Here is a 23620-nt window from a genome sequence, read left to right on the forward strand (position 1 = left end):
GCACTTCAAGCTTAAGTTGGGAGCCACAGGAGACGCCCCATGCCTCGTCGCATTCTTCACGTCGTCAGCAACGTCGCCCATTACGATGACCCTGCCGAGCCCACCGGACTGTGGCTGTCGGAGCTCAGCCATGCCTGGGAAGTCTTTGCCCGGCGGGGCTATGCGCAGCACCTGGTCAGCCCGCTGGGTGGCCACTCGCCGCTGGAGCCGCGCTCGCTGAGATGGCCGAACCGGGATGCCACGGCCAAGTCATGGCTGCTGGATGCAGCGCGCATGGCCCTGCTCTCCAACACGGCTGCGCCTGATGCCGTGGATGCGCGAGACTTTGATGCCATTTATTTCACTGGCGGCCATGCAGTGATGTGGGACTTTCCATCCTCTCTGGGACTGCAGCGCATCACGCGCGACATCCATGAGCGCGGTGGCGTCGTTGCCTCGGTCTGCCACGGCTATTGCGGTCTGCTCGAAACCCGCCTGTCCGACGGCTCGCTGCTGGTCGCCGGACGCAGGCTGACTGGTTTTTCCTGGCTGGAAGAAAGACTGGCCGGCGTGGCCGGCCAAGTGCCATACAACGCCGAAGCGTTGATGCGCCAGCGCGGTGCACGGTATGAGAAAGCCTGGCTGCCCTTTGTCTCCAAGGTCGTGACGGACGGCAGGCTGGTGACCGGGCAGAACCCGCAGTCGGCCCGTGCCACTGCCCTGCAGGTGGCTCAGTTGCTGGACTGAGCGGGCTGGCCCGCCGCCTCCCCGTCCCCCTCCCGCCCCAGCAAGCGCATTTGCGACAGCACGCGCCTTGCATTGCCGGCGCAGTCCATGTCTTCGGGTCTGGCCTCGATCTGGGCGATCAGCTCGCCCAGTTCGGCTCGATTTTGCGTCAGCTGTGCCAGCATCAGGTCGATGCTCTGCAGCTTGCGATGCAGTGTGGCCAGCAACTCGTCATGCTGCCACTGCTCGAGATCGCCCGGCAGCAACTGGCGCAGCTCCTGCAGGCTGAAGCCGGCCCGCTGCGCCGTGGCAATCAACCTGAGCGCCAGCACCGTCTCCTCGGGATAGCTGCGATAGCCGTTGGCCTGGCGCTGGGCAGCGCTCAGCAAACCGATGCGTTCGTAAAAGCGAATGCGCGATGCAGCAAGACCTGTGCGCTGGGCGAGTTCTCCGATCTTCATGTCCACCATTCTCGCGCAATCTGCGCTTGACCTTAAACCAAGCTTCAAGCTTACGCTTGAGTCATTCCCGGTCATCAAGGCTGATGAAGCTATTCATCTAGGAGCAGGAATGCAGACCATATTGGGCGCCAACGGGCAGATCGCCACCGAGCTGGCGCGCGAACTCAAGCGCAACTACAGCGATGAGCTCAAGCTGGTGAGCCGCAGGCCGCGCAAGATACATGACACGGACCTGCTCGAAGCCGCCGATCTGCTCGATGCCGAGCAGACTGCCAGGGCGGTTCAGGGCAGCGGCGTGGTGTATTTCACCGCAGGCCTGCCTCCCGATACGCAACTCTGGGAGCAGCAGTTTCCAACCATGCTGCACAACGCCCTGGCGGCCAGCCGCGCTGCAGGCGCCCCATTTGTCTACTTCGACAACACCTATATGTACCCGCAGAACGCGCAGCTGCAGACCGAGCAGACGGCGTTTTCCCCTGTGGGGCGCAAAGGCCGGGTGCGCGCCGCCATGGCCGAGATGGTGCTGTCCGAGATGGCGCGCGGTGAGATTCCCGTGCTGATTGCCCGCGCCCCCGAGTTCTACGGCCCGGCCCTGACGCAGAGCATTACCAACACCTTGGTGATTGACAGGCTCAAGGCCGGCAAGACCCCGCTGGCCCCAGTGCGAGACGACCGTCTGCGCACCCTGATCTGGACGCCCGATGCCAGCCGCTCGCTGGCCTTGCTGGGCAACACGCCCGATGCTTACGGCCAGACCTGGCACCTGCCATGCGACGATGAGCGTCCCAGCTACAAACTGCTGATCGACTGGGCCAGCCAGAGTTTTGGTCGCTCTTTCCGGTCTTCCCGCCATCACCGGCTGCCCCGCTGGGCACTGAACATAGCCGGCCTGATCTCCAAACCCGTGGCCGAGCTGCAAGAGCTGCTGCCCCGCTATGCCCACGACAATCTGTTTGACTCCAGCAAGTTCAAGCAGGCATTTCCAACGTTTGCCGTCACCAGCTACCGGCAGGGGCTGGCGCTGATTGCCGATGAATTTCAGCAAAATCAGCAGCAATCCCTTACCTAGCTTGCGCATGCAGCTATCAAATAAGCATTAATAGCTAAAAGGCTACCAGCTCAGCGCCTGGGCCAGCTGCTCGGCCCGGGTTTGCTCGCGCGGACTCGCCACCGAGGCGCGCAGGATGGCGCGGCTTGCGCCCTGGTCAACCATCCAGAAGACGACGCGCTTGACGGGAGCTACGCCCGGCCTGCTCTCCTGCGGGCTCACTTCAAACGTCCATTCGCGGCCTTCAGGCCGGCGGTCCCTGGAGCGCGTCTGCGCAGTGAAGCTACGCTTCTTCAAGCTCCCCGCCTTCAGGCGGAACTGCTTTTCCAGCGCGGTACGCAACAGCTTTTCCTGCGCTTCGTCGGACTCGGGGATCTTCAGCCCCGTGGTCAGGCCCAGTTGCTGCCCGGTCATCAGATCGCGGTACATCATGCGCTGCGAGTCCCGTGGCTCCTGCAGATGAAAGCCCGCCGCGCGCATGGGCAGCACCATGCCGGTGCGCCGATTTTCCAGATCGGCCACCTGCGGGTCACTGGCCTGCACCCAGATGTTCTGCAGCCCGCCAGCATTGCGCAGGTACTGGCGCATCAGTCGCGCGGCATCGGCGTCGCGACCCTGCTGCGCTGCCAGCTCGGCTCCATATTGCTGGGCCAGGTCCACCAGCTCGGACTCCAGCCTGAACAGGCTGACATAGGGCCAGGCCTGCAGTGCCTGATCCAGATAGCGGCCAGCCTCGGCTTGCTGACCGGCCTTGAAGGCCGAGATGCCAGCCACCGTATTCAGGCGTGCCAGCTCGGCGGGGAACTGCGCATCGGCCAAGGCCGCGCGGGCCAGTTGACCGGCCCTGGACCAATCGTCATCGACCCGCCAGGCGTGGCTCACCTCGCGCTCCTGGCGCGGTAGCTCTGGCGGCAGCTCGGGCGCTTTGGGCCATTGCATGGTCTGCCACAGCAGGGGCAACTGCTGCAGCGCGCTATCACGCTCGCTGTCCATTTGCTCGGCGTGCAGGTTCAGATTCCAGTTGCCGCGCACCAGACCCCAGTCCAGGTGCAGGATGTCGGGCCTCCCCTCTTCTCTTTTCTCGCGGCTGGCCTGCTGGCTTTGCACGGCGTCGCCGAACGGCAGGGCCGGCAACCTGAGCCCAGGCTCGGGCGTCTGCTCGCCGGCAAAAATGGTGCGCTTCTGCTGCAACAATTTCTCCCTGCCTGCAGCATCCATGTCTTTCAGACCATCGTCATAACCGAGCCGCATGCGGACCCGCAGGCGCCTGCCATCGGGCTTCAGATAGACGTACTCCAGGCTCGCGACATCCTTGCGATCCAGGGCCGGCTCCAGCTGGACCAGTACCCAGCGCCCCTGCACCAGCGGCACGCTGAGCTGCGCGGCCTGGTAGTGCAGCTGCTGGTCTGCCGTATTCCACTGCCACAGCGGCGCAAAAGCCTTGGACTCCTGCTTGAGCGCCTGCAGATAGCGAGTCAGTGCGCCCTGATCGCCAGCCATCATGGCGGCCGTCAGACCGCGCTGTATCAGCGCCTGCATCTGACCGCTGACCGGGTCGTAGCCCTCGGCCGCGGCCAGAGCCATCATCCGGTCGGTCTGCAACACGGCCTGCGCATACTGTTCCTGCTGATAAAGCAAGGCGTAGAGCAAACCGGAGGCATCGAGCTGCTCGTAAGGATTGCCGCGCGGCAGCGTCATGTCCAGCAGCTTGCGCGCCTGGGCAACGGCATCGTCCCAACGCTTGCCCTGTGCGGCCTCGACCACGGCACGGCGCTGCCTGAAAAAAGGCGAATCCTGTTCGGCAGGCGAATCCGCCTGTCGCGCAACCCCCGTCTGCCTTTCAGGCTCGGCCGCCTGCGGCGCAGGGCCCGCCAGCAACAAGGCCACCGCCATCGCGGTCAGGGAAACAGGCGCGGGAATGCGAGGTAAGAAAACCATGAAGTCGATCCACAAGACAGTTCAGCAGGCTTGCAGTATAGAAAGCGGCTGCCGGGCCGCTGGCCCGGGACGACTCGGGGCAAAAAAAAGAGCGGCCCCGGGGCCGCTCGTTTTGCCATGCTGCGATGACTTCAGTCCACCAGACCTGCGTAGACATGCTGCACGTCGTCGTCGTTTTCCAGACCGGCCAGGAATTCCTGCACTTCTTCCTGCTGCTCGGCAGACAGACTGCTCATGCTGATGGGGTTCTTGGCCTTGTAGCCCAGCTTGACCGACAGCACCTTGATGCCTTGCGCGGGCAGAGCCTTGCTCACGGCGTCCAGATCGGCAATATCGGTAATGAACAGGGTGGTGCCTTCTTCTTCACCAGCTTCGAAGTCCTGCGCGCCGGCTTCGATGGCGGCCATTTCAACGTCGGCACCGTTTTCAGGCTCGCCTTCGATCATGCCCACATGGTCAAAATCCCAGGCCACGGCGCTCATCTGGCCCTTGCGGAAGCAGACACGCATATTGGGAGCCGTGCGATTGGGATTGTCGGTCAGACATTCCACCATCACGGGCACGCGATGAGGGGCATAGCCTTCAAACAACACGCTGGAATAGTTCACGGCGTCGGCACCAACGCCGGCGCCCTTCTTGATGGCGCGATCCAGCGTGTCCTTGGGCATGGAAGCCTTGCGGGCCGCTTCCACCGCCATGCGCAGACGCGAATTGGCTGCAGGATCACCGCCGCCCAGACGGGCAGCAACCATGATTTCCTTGACCAGCTTGCCAAACAGCTTACCCTTGGCATCGGCGACCAGCGCCTTGCCCTTTGCTTTCCATTGCGCGCCCATGGCTGCGTTCCTTGTTGAATATGGTCCAAGCCTGCGTTGTGCACACACAAGCCGCCCGCCAAAACTGCGGCGAGCAAAAGCCGGATTTATACACCTGCGCGCAATCTTTTGTCGGCAAACTGCATCAAGCCCAGGTCATAAACACAGGCAAACAGCGCGCAGTCGCCCAGCACCGAAGAGGAGAAAACATGTACCGCATCACCGTTCAAGCCCTGAGCTGCAGCGTGCTGGCCCTGCTCGGCTCGCAAGCCCTGGCGGCCGCCGAGCTGGGCACGCAAACCGTGGCAACGGGGCTGGAGCACCCCTGGGCACTGGCCTTTTTGCCGGACGGACGCTACCTGGTCACGGAGCGCCCTGGCCGCATGCGCATTGTGGAGGCCGGGGGCAGGCTCAACACCCCTCTCAAAGGCCTTCCCGCCATCGCCGCAGCCGGGCAAGGCGGCCTGCTGGACGTGGTGCTGGACAGCGACTTTGCCAGCAACCGCCAGCTCTATTTCTGCTTCTCGGAACCGGGTCAGGGACCAGACCGAGGCAAGAACAGCACGGCCATGGCCAAAGCGCGGCTTTCAGCCGACGCCAGCGCCCTGGAAAACGTGCAGATTCTGTTCAGCCAGCGCCCCAAGATCGATTCGGCCCTGCACTTCGGCTGCCGCATCGTGGAGCGCAAGGTGAACGGCAAGCCCGACGGCTCGCTGTTTCTGAGCCTGGGCGAGCGCTACAAGGCCATGCAGGAGGCCCAGAGCCTGCAGACCCATCTGGGCAAGATCGTGCGCGTCAACAAGGATGGCAGCGTGCCTCGCGACAACCCCCTTGTGGGCAGGCCCGATGCGCTGGCCGAGATCTGGAGCTATGGCCACCGCAACAGCCAGGGCGCCGCACTGGGGCCGGATGACGAACTCTGGATGACAGAGCATGGCCCGCAGGGCGGCGATGAACTCAACCGCATCGAGCCGGGCAAGAATTACGGCTGGCCCGTCATCACCTATGGCGAAAATTATGGCGGCGGCAAGATCGGTGCCGGCATCACCGAAAAGACGGGCATGGAACAACCCCGGCATTACTGGGTACCGTCGATTGCCACCTCGGGGCTCGCCTATCTGAGCAGCGAGCGCTATGGCGTGGCCTGGAAAGGCTCCTTCATCACGGGTGCGCTCAAGGCCATGCAGCTGCAGCGCCTGCAGATTGCCGATGGCAGGGTCACCGCCACTGAAGTGCTGCTGCCACGCCTGGGCCAGCGCGTACGCGATGTGCGCCAGGGACCGGACGGCCTGCTGTACCTGCTTACCGATTCATCCAATGGGCAATTGATGCGCGTGCTGGCAACGCCTTGAGCTCGGATCAGCGCAGCACGCCGCGGCTTTTGAGCCAGTAGAGATAGCCCACTATGCAGAGCCAGAAGATGGCCTCTCCCAGCCACAAGCCCAGCGACAGCATATCGACCTGGCTGCCAAGCCTGCTGACATACCAGAACATGCCAACCTGGCTGACCACGCCGAGCACCACGTAAAGAGCGCCCAGCAGCAAAGCCGCGCGATTGCGCGTCCACAGCAGCCACACCAGCGTGAAGCACATGGCCGAGTTCAGCGCCAGCATGGCCTGCAACACCAGCGCCCACTGAATCCTTGCGCCAGTACGCCAGCCGTCGGAAAAGTCGGCCTCCAGCAACATCCATCCGCTCATCAGGCCAAGAAAACCGAACAGACACATCAACAGGGCCAACCCCTTGCCATAGGGCTGCGCCCAGAGAACTTGCTTTGCTGTCATCCGTCCACTGTCCCTGTCTGATTCAAAACATCTGAGGGCCCGCCATGCTCACCCGGGCAACCAAGGAGCCACAGTGTGCCATTGCAGCCCCGGTTTCGCGCCACAATCGGCAGCAGTACAGAACAGGCGCTCATATGCTCAATGCCTTGTGGCTCGGTTTTTTTCTCGTGGCAGCGGCTGCTGCGCTCGCGCAGTGGCTGCTGGGCGGTCAGGCAGATGTGTTCTCATCCATGGTGCAGGCTCTGTTTGCCATGGCCAGGCTGTCGGTCGAAGTAATGGTGCTGCTGTTTGGCACGCTCACGCTGTGGCTGGGCTTTCTGCGCATTGCAGAAAAGGCGGGCGTGGTCGAATGGCTGGCAAAAATGCTGGGCCCGCTGTTTGCCAAGCTCATGCCCGAGGTGCCGCGCGGTCACCCAGCACTGGGCCTGATCACATTGAACTTTGCTGCCAACGGGCTGGGGCTGGACAACGCTGCCACGCCCATGGGCCTCAAGGCCATGCGTGCTCTGCAGGAGCTGAACCCGCAGCCCGACACCGCGACCAATGCGCAGATTCTGTTTCTCGTGCTCAATGCCTCGTCGCTGACGCTGCTGCCGGTCACCATCTTCATGTACCGCATGCAACAGGGTGCGGCCGATCCGACGCTGGTCTTCCTGCCGATTCTGCTGGCCACTTCCGCCTCTACGCTGGTGGGCCTGTTCAGCGTTGCACTCATGCAGCGGCTGCCCCTGTTCAGTCCCGTGGTACTGGCCTATCTGGTGCCCGTGGGGCTGGCGCTGGCAGCCTTCATGGCTTTTCTGGCCACGCTCAGCGCGGCGGCGCTGGCCCAGCTTTCCTCGCTCATGGGCAACCTCACGCTGTTTGCGCTGATCGTGCTGTTCGTGGGCCTAGGCGCGCTGCGCAAGGTGGCCGTGTACGACAGCTTTATCGAGGGGGCCAAGGAGGGCTTCGATGTGGCCAGGAACCTGCTGCCCTATCTGGTCGCCATGCTTTGCGCCGTGGGCGTGTTTCGCGCCTCGGGGGCACTGGAATATGCGCTGTCGGCCATCCGCTGGACGGTGGACGTCCTGGGCTTGGACGCCCGCTTTGTCGATGCCCTGCCCACGGCGCTGGTCAAACCCTTTTCGGGTAGTGCGGCCCGCGCCATGCTGATTGAGACCATGCAAAGCCAGGGCGTGGACAGTTTTGCGGCTCTGGCCGCAGCCACGATTCAGGGCAGCACCGAAACCACGTTCTACGTGCTGGCCGTGTACTTTGGTGCCGTGGGCATTCAGCGCGCGCGCCATGCCGTGCCCTGCGCGCTGGTGGCCGAGCTGGCCGGCGTGGTGGCGGCCATCGTGGTTTGCTATCGCTTTTTTGGTTGATGTCCGGGAAACCGCATGACAGCTTCAGACCCCCTCTTAGAGCGCTCCTGGCGGCGAGCCTGGCAGGCGCTTCACGCCACGCCGCCCCAAGGCCTGCAACAGGCCATTCTGGCCTCCTACGCCGAGCCGCAGCGCCACTATCACACGCTGCAGCATCTGAGCGAATGCCTGGCGCATTTCGAAACCGTGGCGTACCAGGCCCGGCACCCTGGCGAAGTGGAGATCGCGCTCTGGTTCCATGACGCCATCTACGACGTCAAGGGCAAGGACAATGAACTGCGCAGCGCACGCTGGGCTGTCCAGGTCCTGGACGACAACGGCGTGGGCGAGGCCACCTGCCGGCGCGTGCACGCCCTCATCATGGCCACCTGTCATGAATCCACGCCCGAAGACGATGAGGCCCGGTTGCTCGTGGACATCGACCTGGCCATCCTCGGCGCCGCCCCCAGCCGGTTTGCCGAGTACGACACCCAGGTGCGGGCCGAATACGCCTGGGTGCCGCGCCCCATCTATGCGCTCAAGCGAAGGCAGGTGCTCAAGGGCTTTCTTCAGCGCAAGACCATCTACGCCACCTCGCACTTCCACGCCCTGCTGGAGCAGCAGGCCCGCAGCAATCTGCAGCGGGCCGTGGCCTAGGACGGGCGGGCGTCGTCATTCGCGCCATGGCCTGACGCTATTGCGTGCGGCCCACCACGAGGCGCACCGCCACATAGTCCTCCAGCGGCTTGTCGCTGGGAGCGGCCCAGGCAGCGCGCGTCGCCTCCGATGCCGGCAAATTGATGGCCACTCCCGTCGGTGGCACGGGCTTCATGAACCACTTGTCGTAGAGCGCGGCCACTTCGCCGCTGGATGCCATCTCGCGGATCTGGGCGTCGAACAGCTTCTTGAATTCAGGCGACTTCCTGTCCAGCATGATGGCAATGGGTTCCACGCTGAAGGGCTCACCCACGATGGCGTACTGCCCCGGATCACGCAGCCGCGACAGCCCCGACGCCAGGATCTGGCCGTCCGCCACGCAGGCATCCGCGCGTCCCGTCTCCAGCAGGACGAAGCATTCGGCATTGTCCTTGGCCATCAGCACATTGAAGTCCACGCTCTTTTCCTTGCTGAAGCGCCTGAGCAGGGTCACGGCCGTGGCGCCCGTGGTCGCGGCCACCTTGCGCCCCTTGAGCTGCGCCACCTCGGTGATGCCCGAGCTCTTGCGCACTGCCGTGCGCACCTCCTCCATGTAGACCGTGGGCGCGAACGCCACCTCCTTCTGGCGCGCCGCATTGTTGGTGGTAGTGCCGCATTCCACATCCACCGTGCCGTTGGCGACCAAGGGCACGCGGTTTTGCGCCGTCACCATCTGGTAGCGGATCTCCAGTCGCGGCAGCTTCAACTGCTGCTGCATGCGTGCCAGCGCCTTCTCGCACAGCTCCACATGGAAGCCCGCGTACTTGCCGTTGCCCAGGGTGTAGGACATGGTGCCCGAGGCCTCGCGCACACCCATGGTCACCACACCCGTATCCCTGATCCTGTCCAGCGTCTCGGCCTGCGCTGCGCCGGCCAGGCAGGCTGCCGCACCCATGACGATATGGCTCAATATGACTTTCATCGTTCAATCCTTTTTGTTCTTGCCTGGAGAAAAACACCGTTTTGCGAGCGCTGCGGGAACAGGCCCGGACGCATCTCGCTGCCTACTTGGCGAACAGCTGGCTCATGTCCTTGAAAGCCTTGAACTCCAGCGCATTGCCGCAGGGGTCGAGCAGGAACATGGTGGCCTGCTCGCCCACCTGGCCCTTGAAGCGGATATAGGGCTCGATGACGAATTCGGTGCCAAAGGACTTGAGGCGCTCGGCCAGGGCTTCCCATTGCGGCCATGCGAGCACGATGCCGAAGTGCGGCACCGGGACGTCGTGGCCGTCGACCGGATTGGTGTGGGCGTTGTCCTGGGAGACAGTCTTGGGATGCTCGTGAATCACCAGCTGGTGGCCGTAGAAGTCGAAGTCCACCCACTGCGTGCTGGAGCGCCCTTCGGGCAGGCCGAACACTTCGCCATAGAAACGGCGCGCCGCGGACAGGTCATACACGGGAATGGCCAAGTGAAAGGGAGACAGGCTCATGGGGAAACTCCGGAAATCGTTATGGGGTCGAGGGAAAAGCCTGCGGGCAAGGCCTGGCTGCATCGGACCTCGATGTCCAGCGTCGCTACGGGCCCGGCACATGCCTGAGACTGCAGCCATCGTAGAAATCCTTGATAAAAAACAAAATCAATATATTTTTCTCAAATTCACAAATAAAATTTATGAATGTTGAAAGAGCTGAACACCTTCATCGCCGTAGCCCGCGAAGGCACCTTCGCCGCGGCGGGCGACCGGATAGGTTTGACGCAGGCCGCCGTCAGCGCGCAAATGCAGCGCCTGGAAAGTGAATTGGGGTTCGCCTTGTTCGACCGCATCGGCCGCACGGCCCGCCTGAACAAGATGGGGCAGCAGGTGCTGCTGCAGGCGCAGGAGCTGCTGCGGCTGTACGCCAACCTGGGTTCTTCGGGACAGGGTCAGCCCGCCAGCATTTCCGTGCAGCTGGGCTCCATCGCATCGCTGCAGCGCTCACTGCTGCCCGATGCGCTGGCCAGACTCCACCAGCAGTTCCCCCAATGCCGAACACGCATCATTCCCGGCGTGTCGCTGCAACTCATGAATCTGGTGGATGCGGGCGAGCTGGACATGGCCGCGCTGATACGCCCGCCCTTTGCGCTGCAAAGCGATCTGCGCTGGACGGCGCTGGCGCACGAGCCTTTCCGGCTGCTGGTGCCGCGCGCCACCCGGGGCGACGACTGGGCCGAGCTGCTGGCCAGCCAGCCCTTCATACGTTACGACCGGGCCTCGTTCGGTGGCCGTCAGGTGGACCGTTTCCTGCGCAGCATGCACTTCACGCTGAAGGAGGTGTGCGAAGCCGACGAGCTGGAGGCCATCGTCAGGCTGGTGTCCAACGGCGTGGGCGTGGCCCTGGTTCCCCAGACCGCGGCGCAGCGCCGCTGGCCTGCGGCCGTGCGCGCCATCGACCTGGGGGCGCACACCTTCCACCGCGACGTGGGCCTGGTGCATCGCGCCGAGCGGCACCTGAGCGAGCCGGCGCGGGTGCTCATCGCCCTGCTCGCCGAGCTTGCCAGGCGCAGCCTGCCGCAGGAGCGCTGATGTGGCTCAATTGAACGGCTACGCTCAGCTTTCGGGAACCAGATTGCTGCCGTAGTCGTAGAGATCGCCCAGAATCTCCTCGCCGCGCTCGTCCACGGATTCCGACAGCGCATCGATCATGGTGAACATCTGCTCCGCCGTGCGCGCCCCGCCCTGTCCTTCGATCAGGCAGGCGGCGCGGTGCTGCTCCCAGCGCAGCAGCTCCCCGGCATCGAGCGTCTGAGGGAAATTGCGCGCACGGTAGCGCCAGGCCAGCTCTGTCAGGCGTGCATCGTCAAAGCCGGTCTTGTCCAGCGCCAGTTCCTGGGGCGAGAGGCGCTTGATGCGCTCCAGACGGCGACGGTCCTCATTGCCCACAAAGCCGCCATACAGATCCTGGTCGGCATCCAGCGGCTCGCCAGCCTCGCGCGTGAAGACGGCCTTCCACTGCGCGCTCATATCGGGCAGGTCACGGGCAATCGCCGCATGCTGCATCGCCAGCTCCATGTCCACGCCCCATTTTTCGGCCATCGCGGGACTCAGGGTCTTGAGGCTTCCCACCACCATGGGCGACTTGTTGACGTGGATGCTCTTGATGGGCAGGCGGGTCACGCCCTCGGGCAGCTCGGCCTGACGCGTGAACAGGCGCAGGCGCAGCTCTTCGATGCTGATGCCCGAAAGCTCGGCCGGGTCGGCAGCCAGATCCCAGCAGATGACTTCGTTCTTGTTGGTGGGATGTGTGGCCAGCGGCCACATCACGCCCAGACAGCCACGCGCGGGGCTGATCATGCCGGTCACATGCAGAAACGGGCGCGCGTGCTCCTGCGTGGCGGGCAGGCCCATCTCGCGCAGAGCGCCGTCCTTTTTATGCAGTCCAAAGGCAAAGTCAAACAGGCGCGGCTGCTTTTCGCGAATCAGTCGGGCCAGAGCAATCGTGGCGCGCACATCACTCAGCGCATCGTGGGCCTGCTCGTGCAGCAGTCCATTGGCGCGGGCCAGGTCTTCCAACCTGAAGCTGGGCGTACCGTCTTCCTTGGTCGGCCACTGAATGCCTTCGGGACGCAGCGCATAGACCATGCGCACCACGTCGAGCAAATCCCAGCGGCCGCAGCCGTTCTGCCATTCGCGCGCATAAGGGTCGATGAGATTGCGCCAGAACATGAAGCGCGTGATCTCGTCGTCGAAACGAATGGTGTTGTAGCCCACGCCCACCGTGCCGGCCTGCGCCAGCTCGGCCTCGATCAGCGCTGCAAACTCATGCTCGGCAACCCCTTCCTCCAGCGCCCGCTGGGGCGTGATCCCCGTGATCAGACAGGATTGCGGGTCTGGCAGATAGTCATTGGCCGGCTGGCAGTACCACATCACGGGCTCGCCGATTTCGTTGAGCTGGTCATCCGTGCGTATGCCCGCAAACTGCGCGGGACGGTCGTAGCGCGGCTGGGCGCCAAAGGTTTCGTAGTCGTGCCAGAAGAAGGTATGAGCCATGGGCCCGAAGTATGCCTGCGAACCGGCACAGCTTGCGGCTCAGTCCATCAACTTAAAGCCCTTTTTGGCCTTTAGCGCTTATGGATAAAACGCAAGCAGCTATCAATATGATTGTTTGAGCTGCTCCCAATTCAAACCCAATTTGTGCAGAAATTTGCGCAGCCGGTCTGCATCGTTGACCAGGCTTTTTTTGGTGGCGCACCTGGTCAAACAACTTGCAGCCTGCATCGGACAGCGTGGTCGATGCGCGGCAGACGGTGATGACGGGCTGCAGCTGCAAGCGGTCAAACAGAAAGTGATGACGGCCAACCTGATGCCACCGCACGCCAGGTGCTTGCCAGGCCATGCGCAAGCCATGCACTGCCACCACAACGATGCGCAGAAGGAGCGTCCCTTTGGCGAGGATGTATTCATCACCCGCAAGGGTGCAGAGAGCGCCAGGCGCGGCGAGACGGGCATCTACATCTTGCGCGGCCTGGACAACCCCGAGAGCTTTGAAGGCTGCAGCCACGGCGCGGGCCGCGTGAGGCGCCGCACCCAGGCCAAGAAGCTGCACTCGGTGGCCGATCGGATCAAGGCCAAGAAAGACATGATCGACGGGATCCCGATGGCCTACAAGGACATCGATGCCGTCATGGCCGCCCAGAAGGACCTGGTGGAAGTGCACCATACCCTCAGCGTCAAGGGTTGAATGAGGCGGGAACATGGACTCACGCCTCATCGCCAGAAAGTAGGTCCATCGTGCAAGCCATTGAACAGAAAGCCATTCCAGGCGCGCACCTGCTATTGGAAGTCATGCGCGCCGCCGCACTCCAACAAAGGCACGATATGACGGTGCTGCTTGCCGGAGAGTCGGGCAAGCCAGGCTGGGGCTTCACCTCGCCCAATAGCAACCAAGACTTGCTCATTTAGCAGGTTGTGCGATAGCGCGCAGAGAAAGCAGGCTCCGAAAACGAGTAGGCACAAGAGTTAAGCTCAGCGCCCGAGAAGTGCATATGCTCAAGCTTGGAGCAAGGTGCAAGCAGCGATTCGGTTTTGTTGGAGAGTTGAATGAATGGTTCCGCAATAGCGGCACTACTACCGGTGATTGCGTTGATCGGTACGGGGTTTGGCTTGGCGCGTGTCGGGCTGGTGCGGCAGGCAGCAGTCAAGGACATGTCCAACCTTGTGTTCCTATTGCTTCTGCCTGCACTGCTGTTTCGCACCATGGCTCAGGTCCATGTCGGCGAACTGGATTACCGTCCGATTGGCGTGTATTTCCTATCAGCCATCATCGTGTTCGTGACAACGATGCTGGTCTACGGCTTCAACACGCTGGCTGCAGCGCGCGGATTGGCCAGCATGTTCAGCAATGCAGCCATGATCGGCGTACCGCTCGTGGGCCTGGCCTTTGGCGAGCAGGGACTGGTGACGCTGTTCACCCTGATCTCGGTGCATGCCCTGGTATTGCTGACGGCCGCGACCATGGTGTTCGAGCTGGCATCCTCCCGTGAACAACATGCGGACGACACCCACAACAAACGGTCCATGGGGCGCACTGTCTGGCAGGCAGTGCGCAATAGCATCATCCACCCTGTGCCTTTGCCGATTCTGGCTGGCCTGTTGTGGTCATTGACCGGCTGGCCTCTGCCTGACGTGCTTGATACCTCACTCAAGATGCTGGGCTCGGCCATGGGCCCCATGGCGTTGCTGCTCGTCGGCATCACGCTGGCCTACACCAGGATCGGAGCTTACTGGCGACCCGCGATGCGCATCACGCTGGTCAAATCGCTGGTGCACCCACTTGTGTTTCTCGTCTGCGCCTGGACACTTCAGCTGCGCGGCCCGGCCATGGGCGTGATGCTGATCTGCTCGGCCTTGCCTGTGGGTGCCAACGCACTGCTCTTCACCCAGCGCTACCGGGTTGCCGAGGATGAGGTGGTGGCCAGCATTGCCCTTTCCACACTGCTGGCCCTGGTGACCATGCCGCTGCTGCTGATGCTGCTGCACGTCTTGCATGGGACATAGTCATCAAGGTAGTCCTCGGCGCATATCCACCCTGACTCTATCGGAGCTCAGTCTTGCTCTGCCGGCGCATGGCACTCCGGCATTGGCTGAAACATGGCAATGAACCGGTCAGGAGCCGGCCAGCGAAAGGTGGAGCAGATCTCGACCTGCCCTGAAGAAAAGCTTGGCTTTGGCGTCCGGGCGGCTACGCCAAAGTGCAGGACGGGATGACGCAAATCTGTAGACAGGAAACAGCGCCCATACGGTTCGGCAAGGAGGAAGAAGGCAAGGACCCGGGCTCTGTCGCTCAGAAGCCGCAATCACTCATAAAAAGGTGCCTCTGGAACTTGCAAAAAGTTACAATTTGAATGCATGGACACAAACTGACACGAGCTCTCAAACCGAAGGCATTGGCTGCTAAAGGAGGCGCGCGAAATGGATCGTTTGAAAATTTCCACCCGGCTGACTTTCTCGTTCATGACATTGATGGTGCTGATACTAGTGCTGGGAGGGGTTGCACTTTGGGGGTCGTCGACTCAGCGCTCAGCCCTCACCGACATCACCCAGAAGCAAATCCCGATCATTCGCACTCTGAACACCATCACGGATGGCGCCAATGAACAGGCGATTCAGTTCCGCAACCTCGCGATCTTTTCCACGGAGACGCTCCAGACCTCGGCACGTGCCATGATTCAGAAGACCCGCACGGAGCTGGCTGCAGAAATGGACTCCCTGGGCAAGCACACTCACTCGGGCCTGGGCCAATCGCTGCTGGAGGAACTGAAGCTGCGCCGTCTGGCCTTCCTCAAATCCGGCGATGAATATCTTGGACTGATCGATCAGGGCCAAAGAGATGAAGCGCTGAGGCTGCTGGAAGCCCAGCTGCGCCCCAACCAGCTCGAATATCAGCGGGTCATCCGCAGCATGCTGGATCACCAGACCCAAAGCTCCGACGTGGCCAGCCAGAAGGCAGAAGCTGCTGCCGACAACCTGTTCCAGGAAGTGTTGGCGACAAGTGCAATCGCCATTCTTCTAGCGGTGACCCTTGCCATCACGATCACTCGCTCCATCACCCGCCCCCTGTCCCAGGCCATGGCAGCAGCCGACCGAGTGGCCGGAGGCGATCTCAGCGGCCAGATCACGGTGAAATCTCAGGATGAAACCGGTCAACTGCTGAGTGCGTTGCAACGCATGCAACACAGCCTCGTGAGCACGGTGTCGGCGGTGCGCGGCAATGCTCAGGGAGTTGCTTCGGGCAGCGCTCAGATCGCCATGGGCAATAACGACCTATCCAGCCGCACAGAAGAGCAAGCAAGTGCTCTTGAGCAAACTGCTGCGTCCATGGAGCAGTTGAGTGCGACGGTCAAACAGAATGCCGACAACGCACGCCAGGCCAATCAGATGGCAGTGAATGCATCCTCTGTAGCTACACAGGGCGGTGAAGTGGTCGCAGAGGTAGTGGAGACCATGAAGAGCATCAATGAAAGCAGCCACAAGATTTCCGACATCATCGCTGTCATTGATGGCATCGCTTTCCAGACCAATATTCTGGCTTTGAATGCCGCCGTCGAAGCTGCCCGCGCCGGCGAGCAAGGACGAGGCTTTGCAGTGGTGGCAAGCGAAGTGCGGGCTCTGGCTGGACGCTCGGCTGAGGCCGCCAAGGAGATCAAGCAGCTCATTACCACCAGTGTCCAGCGCGTGGAACAGGGTTCCTTGCTCGTGGACAAAGCTGGCGAGACCATGACCGGTGTGGTCACAGCCATTCGGCGCGTCACCGATATCATGGGTGAAATCAGCGCTGCCAGCCATGAGCAAAGCTCGGGCATGGCCCAGATTGGGGAAGCCGTCACCCAAATGGATCAAACCACGCAGCAGAACGCAGCCTTGGTCGAGGAAATGGCTGCTGCAGCCAGCAGCTTGCACAACCAAGCACAATCGCTGGTCGACGCGGTGGCAGTCTTCAAGTTGTCAGAGCACGAGCAACATGCCTCTGCCGCAATGCAGGCAGCGTCGGTCAACCCGACAAAAACGGCCACAGTGGCAAAGGTATCGGAGTCGCCTCCAAAGCCCCTCATGGCCACCAAGTCCCCTGTGCTGCGTCGCCCGGTTGCTATCGCTGGAACACAGCAGGCCACGAATAAGAATGGCGATGACTGGGAAACTTTTTGAAGGAGCTTCCGAGCGGATCCGTGAGCAAAGGCGGTGAGGCGTCAAGCCTGCCGCTTTTTGAACCTATCGGTGTCGTTGCATAACTCAGTGCTTGGCAGCAGATATGCGTAGACGATGAGCAACTCCACACACCAGGACCTGCTGCCAGCGGCTCCTTGGGAGCATTACAACGGCCAGCCCTGCGTGATGCCCGCCAGTCATCACCTCTGACAGCAACTCTGTTTTTATTCGAGACGATGATAGATCGGGATTCTGGGGGAACCGCCTCCCCGCACTAGAGCAGACATCCAAGTACTCGCATATCCCGCCGGCTGCGGCGGTACTTCGCAGTTCACAGATTGCCATCATGGCCGTTGGCTCGGGGTCCAGCTGGTCGCTCCACGCAAGCTGCAAGTTACGCGTTTCACGGAACCTGCACAGACGTTTTACAGTTCCACCCGAGCTTCGCGCCGTACGGCCTGTGGCGGCATGCCGAAGCCACGCAGGAAGGCTTCGCGCATATGGCGCCGGTCACGAAAACCTGTCTCCCGAGCAATCACCTCCAGCGGATGCCGACTGCCCTCAATCATCAGCCGCGCGGCTTCTAGCCGAAGGCCCTCCACGGCTTTGGCGGGGGACTGGCCCGTCTCGGCCGTGAACACCCGGCTGAACTGGCGCGGACTCAAGCTGGCAGCCTCGGCCAGCTCTTCCACACTCAGTGCTTGAGAAAGATTGCGCCGTGCATGCTCCAACGCCTGCTGGATACGGTCTGACTTGGGTGCTAGCTTGAGCATCTCCGAATGCTGTGACTGTCCTCCCGAGCGGCGCTGGTGCATGACCAGGCGATGTGCAACCGACCGTGCAACCTTCGCGCCCAGATCTTTTTCCACCAGCGCTAACGCCAGGTCGATCTCCGCTGTCATACCGGCAGAGGTCCAGATCGGTCCGTCGGCGATGTATATGCGGTCGGCCTCAATCTGCGCCTGTGGGTGGCGCTGCTGCAAGGCCTCGGCCCAATACCAGTGCGTGGTGGCGCGGCGCCCGTCAAGCAGGCCCGCGTCGCCCAGCAGGAAAGCGCCCGTGCACAGACCGGCCACGCGCCGCGCGGATACCGCCACCTTGCTCAGCAGCCGGATCAGTTCCGGTGCCGGAGCGAAGTCCCTTGGAGTGAGGTTGCCCGCAACCAGCCAGGTGTCTGCCCTGCTGTGTGCGGTGAGGGGCTTTGCCTGCAATGCAAGTCCTGCCGAAGCTCGGGCCGTACCACTCATCGCATAGGTCTCCACCTCATAAAAGGGCTTCTCCACCATCAGGTTGGCGAGTTCGAACACAGCCTGGGTGGCCAGCGCCATGACTTGGAAGCCTTCCGGCAGCATGTAACCGATGCGGTGCATAAGAAACGTCCTTTCCAATGTCCTTTTTCATGACTATATACGTCATTTACGACAAACCCCGCACATCGCACCATTCAGGCCATGGACAACATCCATCAACCTCAAGGAGTTTCACCATGGCACAAACCCATCTCGGTACCGCCCTCATTACCGGGGCATCCAGCGGCATCGGTGCGCTATATGCAGAAAAGCTCGCTCAGCGTGGCTATGACCTGATCCTGGTCGCCCGCAACCGCGAACAGCTGAACGCGCTGGCGAGCAGCATCAGCACTCGCACCGGCCGTGCGGTAGAAGTCCTGCCAACCGACCTGAACGACCGCAATGAACTGGCACGCGTGGAAGAGCAATTGCGCACGGACGCCAGCATCACCTTGCTGGTCAACAACGCGGGCATGGGCACACATACCCCCTTGCTGCACAGCGACGTTGAAAAGATGACCCGCATGGTCGACCTGAATGCCACGGTGCCCATGCGGCTGGCCTATGCGGCGGCTCCTGGCTTCGTGGCTCGTGGACGCGGAGCGATCATCAACATTGCGTCCATCGTCGCCATCTCCCCTGAGACCCTGAATGGCGTCTACGGTGCCAGCAAGGCTTTTGTGCTGGCGTTCAGTCAGTCTCTTCAGCATGAGTTGACCGACAAAGGTGTTCGGGTGCAGGCAGTGTTGCCTGGTGCTACGGCCACGGACTTCTGGGCCATCGGTGGATTGCCGGTAGAGAACCTGGATGCAAGCATCGTGATGAGCGCCGAAGACCTCGTCGATGCAGCACTGCTGGGGTTTGAGCGAGGAGAAAAGGTCTCCATCCCCTCGCTGCATGCTGGCGAGAAGTGGGATGCCTATGAGGCCGCACGCCGAGCTATGGCAGGCCAGCTGTCCAGCAACATCGTCGCCCAGCGCTACGCCGCCGCGCACTGACCATCGCAAGGAGCCCAAGTCATGAAAGCCGTTATTGCAGCTTATGCACGCTCGCCATTCCAATTCGCCCGCAAAGGCCGCCTCGCCGAGGTCCGGCCGGACACGCTGGCCGCCCAGGTTGTGCAGGCTTTGCTGAAGCGCTCCGACCTGGATCCTGCACTATTGGAGGATGTGATCCTCGGCTGTGCCTACCCCGAGGCCGCACAAGGCAACAATCTGGCGCGCATCGTCGGCCTGCTGGCCGGCCTGCCCGAAACCGTGGGCGGCATGACCGTGAACCGCTTTTGCGGCTCGTCGATGCAGGCCGTGCATATCGCTGCAGCACAGATCGAGGCCGGCATGGGCGACGCCTTCCTCTGTGTGGGCGTGGAATCCATGACGATGGTTCCGCAGGGCGGCTTCAACTTCTCCCCGAACCCACTGTTGCAGGCAAATACCGACGCCTACATTTCAATGGGCGAAACGGCGGAAAACGTGGCGCAGAGATGGGGAGTGAACCGCGCCGACCAGGAGTTGCTGGCACTGCAATCCCATCTGAAAGCCGCCGCTGCGCGCGACCAGGGTCTGCTGGTCGATGAAATCGTGCCTATTCATTTACCGGATGGAGAGCTGCTGGATGCCGACGGCTGCATACGCCCCGCCACCACACTGGAGGCCCTGGCCGGGCTCAAGCCCGCCTTCAGACCTGATGGCGTGGTCACGGCGGGCACATCGTCGCCGTTGACCGATGGCGCTGCGGCCGTGCTGGTCACCCGCGACGATTTTGCCGAACGCCATGGTCTGCAGGCACTGGCGCGCATCCGCAGCTTCGCGACCGTGGGAGTGGACCCTGCGATCATGGGAATAGGCCCGATCCCTGCCACGCGCAAGGCTCTGGCCCGTGCCGGTCTCACTGTGGCCGATCTGGATGTGGTTGAGATCAACGAAGCTTTTTCGTCACAGGCGCTGGCCTGCATCCAAGACCTCGGCCTGGACATGGCGACCGTGAATATTGACGGCGGCGGACTGGCCATCGGTCATCCACTTGGCGCCACTGGTGCGCGCATCACGGGCAAGGCAGCTGCCTTGCTTTCACGACGGCAGGGACGATATGCCCTGGCCACCCAATGCATCGGCGGTGGGCAAGGTATTGCTACGGTGCTGGAGAGACTGTGAGCTCGTATCGACAGAGACCAGGACTTCAACTCCACTCAAGGAAACCATGATGCTCCGTAGCACCGAAACCCTGAACAGTCTGCTTGAACGCCAGCGCGGCACACTGCCCGATACCTTTGGCGCGCGGCCGCTGGCACTTGCCGAAGGCCGCATGACCATGGAGCTGACTATTGCGCCGTGGATGATGGCTCCCAATGGCTTTCTACATGCCGCCACGCAGGTGATGCTGGCCGACACCTGCGCCGGCTATGCGACCCTGGCGCATCTACCGGAGGGCGCGAAAGGATTCACGACACTGGAGCTGAAATCCAACTTCCTTGGTACTGCGAAGCAAGGAATCTTGCACGTGGAGGCCGTGGCCGAACATCTGGGGAGGACAACGCAGGTGTGGTCGGCCACCTTGTTCGATGACAAGGGGCGTAGGCTATCGCTATTCCGCTGTTCGCAGATCGTGCTCTGGTGACTAGGTCCTTGCCGCGTTTGAGTCGGCAGCCTAAAACATCCCACAGAAATCGATGGCTCCCAGGGTGAAAACGGAAGTGCGAAAATCAACTGAGCCGACGCGCAAGACGCGCTCCCCGAACTCGCAGAAACCAGAATACCTGCACCGTACATTCCGGCAGCTATGCGCTCAACGCGAGCTCCGCCATGAGTTTCACGCTGGGGCTGCGGCTCTATGGCGGCACACAAAATCTCTTGGCACTCCCCGCCGCTTCATGAAGCGCAGCCATGCGCCGCTGCTGTGCCACGATTTCCACCAGACCGGTGGCGCCGAACTCGAGACCGTGATCGGCGACACCAGAGGCATGCCACCATCCTTTACTTCAACGAGGCGCGGGGGGAGTGAGCTAGCTTGCCTCGATCAGGCCCATCAGGACCTGACCCACATCGGCCTCTACCTTGAAAGCCAGCAATGCATCGGCCCTTGTCACGCCTTGATTGATGGCCACGATGGACTTGCCCTGCTCATGTGCAGCCAGCGCAAAACGGTAACCCGAATAGACCATCAATGAAGAGCCTGCGATCAGCACGGCGTCGGCCCTGGCCACTGCCGCCATGCAGGTCTGCACGCGTTCACGCGGCACGGTCTCGCCAAAGAACACCACATCGGGCTTGATCAGGCCTGTTCCGCAATGTGGGCAGGCCGGCACGACAAAGCGGCTGAAGTCCTGGTTTTCCAGATCGGCGTCGCCATCGGGCGCCGGTGCTGCATACAGTTCAACCCAGGCCGGGTTCAGCTCCAGCAGCCGCTGCTGCAGATCGGCACGAGCAGAGCGCTTGTCGCAGTCCATGCAGCGCACGGTGTCGATGCGCCCGTGCAGGTCCACGATGTTCAGGCTGCCGGCCGCATCATGCAGGCCATCGACATTCTGGGTGATCAGCAACTCCAGCCGGCCTTGCTGCTCCAGTCGCGCCAGTGCCTGATGGGCGGAACCGGGCCGCGCCTGACCCATCACGCGCCAGCCCAGCATGGAACGCGCCCAGTAGCGCTGACGCACCAGCACATCGCCCATGAAGGCCTGATAGGTCACGGGCTGGGGGCGCTTCCACTGTCCGTTGCGGTCCCGGTAGTCAGGGATGCCGACTTCGGTGCTGCAGCCGGCGCCACCAATGACTACCACACGCGGGTGCGCATGCAGCCAGTCCTGCAGGCGCCACAGCGCCAGAGCATCCACACAATGGTTCAAGGTTTCACTCATTACAGCAGCGGCGATGTCAATCGGGCCACGGAACCGACCAGCCGTCGCCGCAGACCTTTTTCGCTTCGATATTGCACCATTCGAGCCTGGCCCAGGTCAGCCTCGAACTGCGCAGCGATGGCCTGATTCAGCTCTGGCCCGTAGCCAATCACACAGACCTCGTAGTTGAGGAAAAAGCTGCGATAGTCAAAATTCGCCGTGCCGATCATCGCCATATTGTCATCGACCACCAAGGTCTTGGAGTGCAGCATGCTGGCCGCATATTCATAGATATGCACTCCACAGCGAATCAGCTCGTCAAAATAGGAGCGCGCAGCGGCCGTCACCAATAGCGAATCAGACTTCTTCGGCACCAGAATGCGGACCTCCACACCGCGCAGTGCAGCATTGGTGAGAGCCGTCAGCGCGCCTTCGGTCGGCACAAAGTAAGGCGTGGTCAGCAAGATGCGTTGCTGTGCCGCGTTGATGGCCGCCAGATAGGAGCGATAGATGGCGTCCAACTGGTCGTCAGGCCCCGAGGTCACGACCTGCATGGGGATGGGGCCGTCTTCGCAATCTGGCAGCAGATCGTCAAGATCGTTGGGCAGCCGGTGCGGATCGTCGCTGCGGGTGTAGGCCCAGTCCTCGAGAAACACTGTCTGCAGCCAGTTGACGACGGAGCCTTCGACCCGGATATGCACGTCATGATAAGCATCGTCACAAATGCGCTCGTTCTCTTCATCGGTGACGTTCACACCGCCCGTAAAGCCCACTTTTCCATCGCAGACCAGAATCTTGCGGTGGGTACGGAAGTTGACCACGGGTCGCAGCCGCCGCCCTATCTTGGCATCGTGAAAGCGCAGTACTTCAGCCCCGGCCTGCTGCAGCGGCTCCAGAAACTTTCGCCCCAGCTTCTTGGAGCCCAGAGCATCCACCAGCAAACGCACCTGCACGCCTGCACGTGCTTTCTCGATCAGCAGATCACGCAAGGCCGTGCCGGTCTGATCGGGCTCGTAGATGTAGTACTCCAGATGCACGTGGTGGCGTGCTGCGCTCACGGCCTCGGCAATCGCATCAAAGGTCGCCGCGCCCCCCACCAGCAACTGCATGGAAGTGGCCGTGCTGACCGGGAAATCGCTGGTCATGCCAACCAGCCGTGCCACCTGACGCAGGCGCTCCTGCTGGGCCGGAATGCGTTCCCTGAGTTTTTGCATGCTGTTGCGCACACGCGAACGCTTGCGCGAGCGCAGCCGCTTGATACGCTGGCGCTTCATGCGTTGCGGACCGAAGTAGTAATAGACCAGCAGACCCACCACAGGTAACGCAGCCATGGACAACAGCCAGCTCAGTGTGGCAATCGGCTGACTGCGCTGCAGCAGAATCCAGATGCCTACCACGACGACATACAGCGACCAGCCCACGGACAGCCAGAGCTTGACGCTCTCGTGGCTCAGCTGCATTGCTATCCAGTCCAATTGCACACTCCTGTTGTTCGATGAACCATCGCCACCATGCCCTCGCAGTATGGCAGCGGCATGGCAGACTGCGGCGACCCGCCTGCCCGGGGGAAACACCCTCCAGCAGG

At 62.1% G+C, this 23620-nt stretch carries 22 protein-coding genes and 2 pseudogenes; 13 read left to right on the plus strand and 11 right to left on the minus strand.

Going from position 1 to position 23620, the window contains the following annotated elements:
• The first annotated feature begins 39 nt into the window (after window positions 1-39).
• The gene (locus ACWGXF_RS15540) at window positions 40-726 is read left to right on the plus strand and encodes a type 1 glutamine amidotransferase domain-containing protein (protein ID WP_452102083.1); all 687 of its coding nucleotides are present in this window, start codon (window positions 40-42) and stop codon (window positions 724-726) included.
• On the opposite strand, the gene ACWGXF_RS15545 is transcribed toward ACWGXF_RS15540, so the two are convergent.
• Entirely contained in the window at window positions 711-1166 is a 456-nt protein-coding gene (locus ACWGXF_RS15545) for a MerR family transcriptional regulator (RefSeq protein WP_452102084.1), read from the minus strand. The genes ACWGXF_RS15540 and ACWGXF_RS15545 overlap by 16 nt on opposite strands.
• 109 nt (window positions 1167-1275) lie before the next feature.
• Between ACWGXF_RS15545 and ACWGXF_RS15550 the strand changes: the two genes are divergently transcribed.
• Complete coding sequence (locus ACWGXF_RS15550) at window positions 1276-2235, plus strand: NAD-dependent epimerase/dehydratase family protein (RefSeq protein WP_452102085.1); 960 nt, start codon at window positions 1276-1278, stop codon at window positions 2233-2235.
• A gap of 42 nt (window positions 2236-2277) precedes the next feature.
• Here ACWGXF_RS15550 and ACWGXF_RS15555 read toward each other — a convergent pair whose 3' ends face one another.
• Both ACWGXF_RS15555 and ACWGXF_RS15560 read right to left on the minus strand, forming a co-directional pair.
• A complete protein-coding gene (locus ACWGXF_RS15555) occupies window positions 2278-4152 on the minus strand; it encodes a hypothetical protein (RefSeq protein WP_452102086.1) in 1875 nt (624 codons plus the stop codon).
• 131 nt (window positions 4153-4283) lie between these two features.
• Complete coding sequence (locus tag ACWGXF_RS15560) at window positions 4284-4988, minus strand: YebC/PmpR family DNA-binding transcriptional regulator (RefSeq protein WP_003053809.1); 705 nt, start codon at window positions 4986-4988, stop codon at window positions 4284-4286.
• A 188-nt stretch (window positions 4989-5176) separates the two neighbouring features.
• On the opposite strand from ACWGXF_RS15560, the gene ACWGXF_RS15565 reads away from it, so the two are divergent.
• Window positions 5177-6319: a PQQ-dependent sugar dehydrogenase gene (locus ACWGXF_RS15565; RefSeq protein WP_054075089.1), complete on the plus strand. Its 1143-nt coding sequence runs from the start codon at window positions 5177-5179 to the stop codon at window positions 6317-6319.
• 7 nt (window positions 6320-6326) lie between these two features.
• Here ACWGXF_RS15565 and ACWGXF_RS15570 read toward each other — a convergent pair whose 3' ends face one another.
• A complete protein-coding gene (locus tag ACWGXF_RS15570; protein ID WP_452102087.1) occupies window positions 6327-6752 on the minus strand; it encodes a virulence factor MviN in 426 nt (141 codons plus the stop codon).
• Between the two features lie 134 nt (window positions 6753-6886).
• Between ACWGXF_RS15570 and ACWGXF_RS15575 the strand changes: the two genes are divergently transcribed.
• Together ACWGXF_RS15575 and ACWGXF_RS15580 are read left to right on the plus strand one after the other, a co-directional pair.
• Window positions 6887-8116 (plus strand): nucleoside recognition domain-containing protein, encoded by a 1230-nt coding sequence (locus ACWGXF_RS15575; RefSeq protein ID WP_452102088.1) that lies wholly within the window; start codon window positions 6887-6889, stop codon window positions 8114-8116.
• A 15-nt stretch (window positions 8117-8131) separates the two neighbouring features.
• Window positions 8132-8752 carry an HD domain-containing protein gene (locus ACWGXF_RS15580; protein WP_452102089.1) on the plus strand — a complete coding sequence of 207 codons (621 nt, stop codon included), beginning with the start codon at window positions 8132-8134 and terminating at the stop codon, window positions 8750-8752.
• Window positions 8753-8789: 37 nt separating this feature from the next.
• Here ACWGXF_RS15580 and ACWGXF_RS15585 read toward each other — a convergent pair whose 3' ends face one another.
• Together ACWGXF_RS15585 and ACWGXF_RS15590 are read right to left on the minus strand one after the other, a co-directional pair.
• Window positions 8790-9713 carry an amino acid ABC transporter substrate-binding protein gene (locus ACWGXF_RS15585; protein WP_039050586.1) on the minus strand — a complete coding sequence of 308 codons (924 nt, stop codon included), beginning with the start codon at window positions 9711-9713 and terminating at the stop codon, window positions 8790-8792.
• A gap of 82 nt (window positions 9714-9795) precedes the next feature.
• The gene (locus ACWGXF_RS15590; RefSeq protein WP_039050585.1) at window positions 9796-10221 is read right to left on the minus strand and encodes a VOC family protein; all 426 of its coding nucleotides are present in this window, start codon (window positions 10219-10221) and stop codon (window positions 9796-9798) included.
• A gap of 186 nt (window positions 10222-10407) precedes the next feature.
• Here ACWGXF_RS15590 and ACWGXF_RS15595 point away from each other — a divergent pair, with 186 nt between their 5' ends.
• Complete coding sequence (locus ACWGXF_RS15595; RefSeq protein WP_039050584.1) at window positions 10408-11295, plus strand: LysR substrate-binding domain-containing protein; 888 nt, start codon at window positions 10408-10410, stop codon at window positions 11293-11295.
• Window positions 11296-11319: 24 nt separating this feature from the next.
• Here the strand turns inward: ACWGXF_RS15595 and sbcB are convergent, their stop codons facing one another.
• Entirely contained in the window at window positions 11320-12759 is a 1440-nt protein-coding gene (gene sbcB / locus ACWGXF_RS15600; RefSeq protein WP_012838885.1) for an exodeoxyribonuclease I, read from the minus strand.
• A gap of 102 nt (window positions 12760-12861) precedes the next feature.
• A pseudogene (locus ACWGXF_RS15605) lies at window positions 12862-13051 on the minus strand (sigma 54-dependent transcriptional regulator); the annotation flags it as partial.
• On the opposite strand from ACWGXF_RS15605, the pseudogene ACWGXF_RS15610 reads away from it, so the two are divergent.
• The 4 genes and pseudogenes from ACWGXF_RS15610 to ACWGXF_RS15625 all read left to right on the plus strand — a co-directional run.
• Window positions 13049-13450: pseudogene (locus tag ACWGXF_RS15610) on the plus strand (RtcB family protein); the annotation flags it as partial. The pseudogenes ACWGXF_RS15605 and ACWGXF_RS15610 overlap by 3 nt on opposite strands.
• Window positions 13451-13500: 50 nt before the next feature.
• Window positions 13501-13671, plus strand: coding sequence for a DNA polymerase beta superfamily protein (locus tag ACWGXF_RS15615; protein WP_164091450.1), 171 nt, complete (start codon window positions 13501-13503; stop codon window positions 13669-13671).
• Between the two features lie 138 nt (window positions 13672-13809).
• Window positions 13810-14766, plus strand: coding sequence for an AEC family transporter (locus tag ACWGXF_RS15620; protein WP_012838887.1), 957 nt, complete (start codon window positions 13810-13812; stop codon window positions 14764-14766).
• 414 nt (window positions 14767-15180) lie between these two features.
• On the plus strand, window positions 15181-16914 hold the full coding sequence (locus tag ACWGXF_RS15625; RefSeq protein ID WP_452102090.1) for a methyl-accepting chemotaxis protein: 1734 nt from the start codon (window positions 15181-15183) through the stop codon (window positions 16912-16914).
• A 425-nt stretch (window positions 16915-17339) separates the two neighbouring features.
• Here ACWGXF_RS15625 and ACWGXF_RS15630 read toward each other — a convergent pair whose 3' ends face one another.
• Window positions 17340-18284 carry a GlxA family transcriptional regulator gene (locus tag ACWGXF_RS15630; protein WP_229227316.1) on the minus strand — a complete coding sequence of 315 codons (945 nt, stop codon included), beginning with the start codon at window positions 18282-18284 and terminating at the stop codon, window positions 17340-17342.
• A 116-nt stretch (window positions 18285-18400) separates the two neighbouring features.
• On the opposite strand from ACWGXF_RS15630, the gene ACWGXF_RS15635 reads away from it, so the two are divergent.
• Genes ACWGXF_RS15635 through ACWGXF_RS15645 form a run of 3 tightly spaced genes read left to right on the plus strand, consistent with a single transcriptional unit; the run spans window position 18401 to window position 20819 of the window.
• Entirely contained in the window at window positions 18401-19201 is an 801-nt protein-coding gene (locus ACWGXF_RS15635) for an SDR family NAD(P)-dependent oxidoreductase (RefSeq protein ID WP_179626413.1), read from the plus strand.
• 21 nt (window positions 19202-19222) lie between these two features.
• The gene (locus ACWGXF_RS15640) at window positions 19223-20356 is read left to right on the plus strand and encodes a thiolase family protein (protein ID WP_452102091.1); all 1134 of its coding nucleotides are present in this window, start codon (window positions 19223-19225) and stop codon (window positions 20354-20356) included.
• Between the two features lie 46 nt (window positions 20357-20402).
• The gene (locus ACWGXF_RS15645) at window positions 20403-20819 is read left to right on the plus strand and encodes a PaaI family thioesterase (RefSeq protein ID WP_427770659.1); all 417 of its coding nucleotides are present in this window, start codon (window positions 20403-20405) and stop codon (window positions 20817-20819) included.
• Window positions 20820-21204: 385 nt separating this feature from the next.
• On the opposite strand, the gene ACWGXF_RS15650 is transcribed toward ACWGXF_RS15645, so the two are convergent.
• Both ACWGXF_RS15650 and cls read right to left on the minus strand, forming a co-directional pair.
• On the minus strand, window positions 21205-22056 hold the full coding sequence (locus ACWGXF_RS15650; protein WP_051517679.1) for an NAD-dependent protein deacetylase: 852 nt from the start codon (window positions 22054-22056) through the stop codon (window positions 21205-21207).
• A complete protein-coding gene (cls, locus tag ACWGXF_RS15655; protein ID WP_003062731.1) occupies window positions 22056-23495 on the minus strand; it encodes a cardiolipin synthase in 1440 nt (479 codons plus the stop codon). Before cls ends, ACWGXF_RS15650 begins: the two co-directional genes overlap by 1 nt.
• Window positions 23496-23620 lie beyond the last annotated feature (125 nt).

It is taken from the genome of Comamonas sp. HJ-2 (assembly GCF_053615495.1).

What these genes read in the sequence shown, in the direction of transcription:
- ACWGXF_RS15540 (WP_452102083.1), top strand. Translation starts at nt 40, where the DNA reads ATGCCTCGTCGCATTCTTCACGTCGTCAGCAACGTCGCCCATTACGAT.
- ACWGXF_RS15545 (WP_452102084.1), bottom strand. Translation starts at nt 1,166, where the DNA reads ATGAAGATCGGAGAACTCGCCCAGCGCACAGGTCTTGCTGCATCGCGC.
- ACWGXF_RS15550 (WP_452102085.1), top strand. Translation starts at nt 1,276, where the DNA reads ATGCAGACCATATTGGGCGCCAACGGGCAGATCGCCACCGAGCTGGCG.
- ACWGXF_RS15555 (WP_452102086.1), bottom strand. Translation starts at nt 4,152, where the DNA reads ATGGTTTTCTTACCTCGCATTCCCGCGCCTGTTTCCCTGACCGCGATG.
- ACWGXF_RS15560 (WP_003053809.1), bottom strand. Translation starts at nt 4,988, where the DNA reads ATGGGCGCGCAATGGAAAGCAAAGGGCAAGGCGCTGGTCGCCGATGCC.
- ACWGXF_RS15565 (WP_054075089.1), top strand. Translation starts at nt 5,177, where the DNA reads ATGTACCGCATCACCGTTCAAGCCCTGAGCTGCAGCGTGCTGGCCCTG.
- ACWGXF_RS15570 (WP_452102087.1), bottom strand. Translation starts at nt 6,752, where the DNA reads ATGACAGCAAAGCAAGTTCTCTGGGCGCAGCCCTATGGCAAGGGGTTG.
- ACWGXF_RS15575 (WP_452102088.1), top strand. Translation starts at nt 6,887, where the DNA reads ATGCTCAATGCCTTGTGGCTCGGTTTTTTTCTCGTGGCAGCGGCTGCT.
- ACWGXF_RS15580 (WP_452102089.1), top strand. Translation starts at nt 8,132, where the DNA reads ATGACAGCTTCAGACCCCCTCTTAGAGCGCTCCTGGCGGCGAGCCTGG.
- ACWGXF_RS15585 (WP_039050586.1), bottom strand. Translation starts at nt 9,713, where the DNA reads ATGAAAGTCATATTGAGCCATATCGTCATGGGTGCGGCAGCCTGCCTG.
- ACWGXF_RS15590 (WP_039050585.1), bottom strand. Translation starts at nt 10,221, where the DNA reads ATGAGCCTGTCTCCCTTTCACTTGGCCATTCCCGTGTATGACCTGTCC.
- ACWGXF_RS15595 (WP_039050584.1), top strand. Translation starts at nt 10,408, where the DNA reads ATGTTGAAAGAGCTGAACACCTTCATCGCCGTAGCCCGCGAAGGCACC.
- sbcB (WP_012838885.1), bottom strand. Translation starts at nt 12,759, where the DNA reads ATGGCTCATACCTTCTTCTGGCACGACTACGAAACCTTTGGCGCCCAG.
- ACWGXF_RS15620 (WP_012838887.1), top strand. Translation starts at nt 13,810, where the DNA reads ATGAATGGTTCCGCAATAGCGGCACTACTACCGGTGATTGCGTTGATC.
- ACWGXF_RS15625 (WP_452102090.1), top strand. Translation starts at nt 15,181, where the DNA reads ATGGATCGTTTGAAAATTTCCACCCGGCTGACTTTCTCGTTCATGACA.
- ACWGXF_RS15630 (WP_229227316.1), bottom strand. Translation starts at nt 18,284, where the DNA reads ATGCACCGCATCGGTTACATGCTGCCGGAAGGCTTCCAAGTCATGGCG.
- ACWGXF_RS15635 (WP_179626413.1), top strand. Translation starts at nt 18,401, where the DNA reads ATGGCACAAACCCATCTCGGTACCGCCCTCATTACCGGGGCATCCAGC.
- ACWGXF_RS15640 (WP_452102091.1), top strand. Translation starts at nt 19,223, where the DNA reads ATGAAAGCCGTTATTGCAGCTTATGCACGCTCGCCATTCCAATTCGCC.
- ACWGXF_RS15645 (WP_427770659.1), top strand. Translation starts at nt 20,403, where the DNA reads ATGATGCTCCGTAGCACCGAAACCCTGAACAGTCTGCTTGAACGCCAG.
- ACWGXF_RS15650 (WP_051517679.1), bottom strand. Translation starts at nt 22,056, where the DNA reads ATGAGTGAAACCTTGAACCATTGTGTGGATGCTCTGGCGCTGTGGCGC.
- cls (WP_003062731.1), bottom strand. Translation starts at nt 23,495, where the DNA reads ATGCAGCTGAGCCACGAGAGCGTCAAGCTCTGGCTGTCCGTGGGCTGG.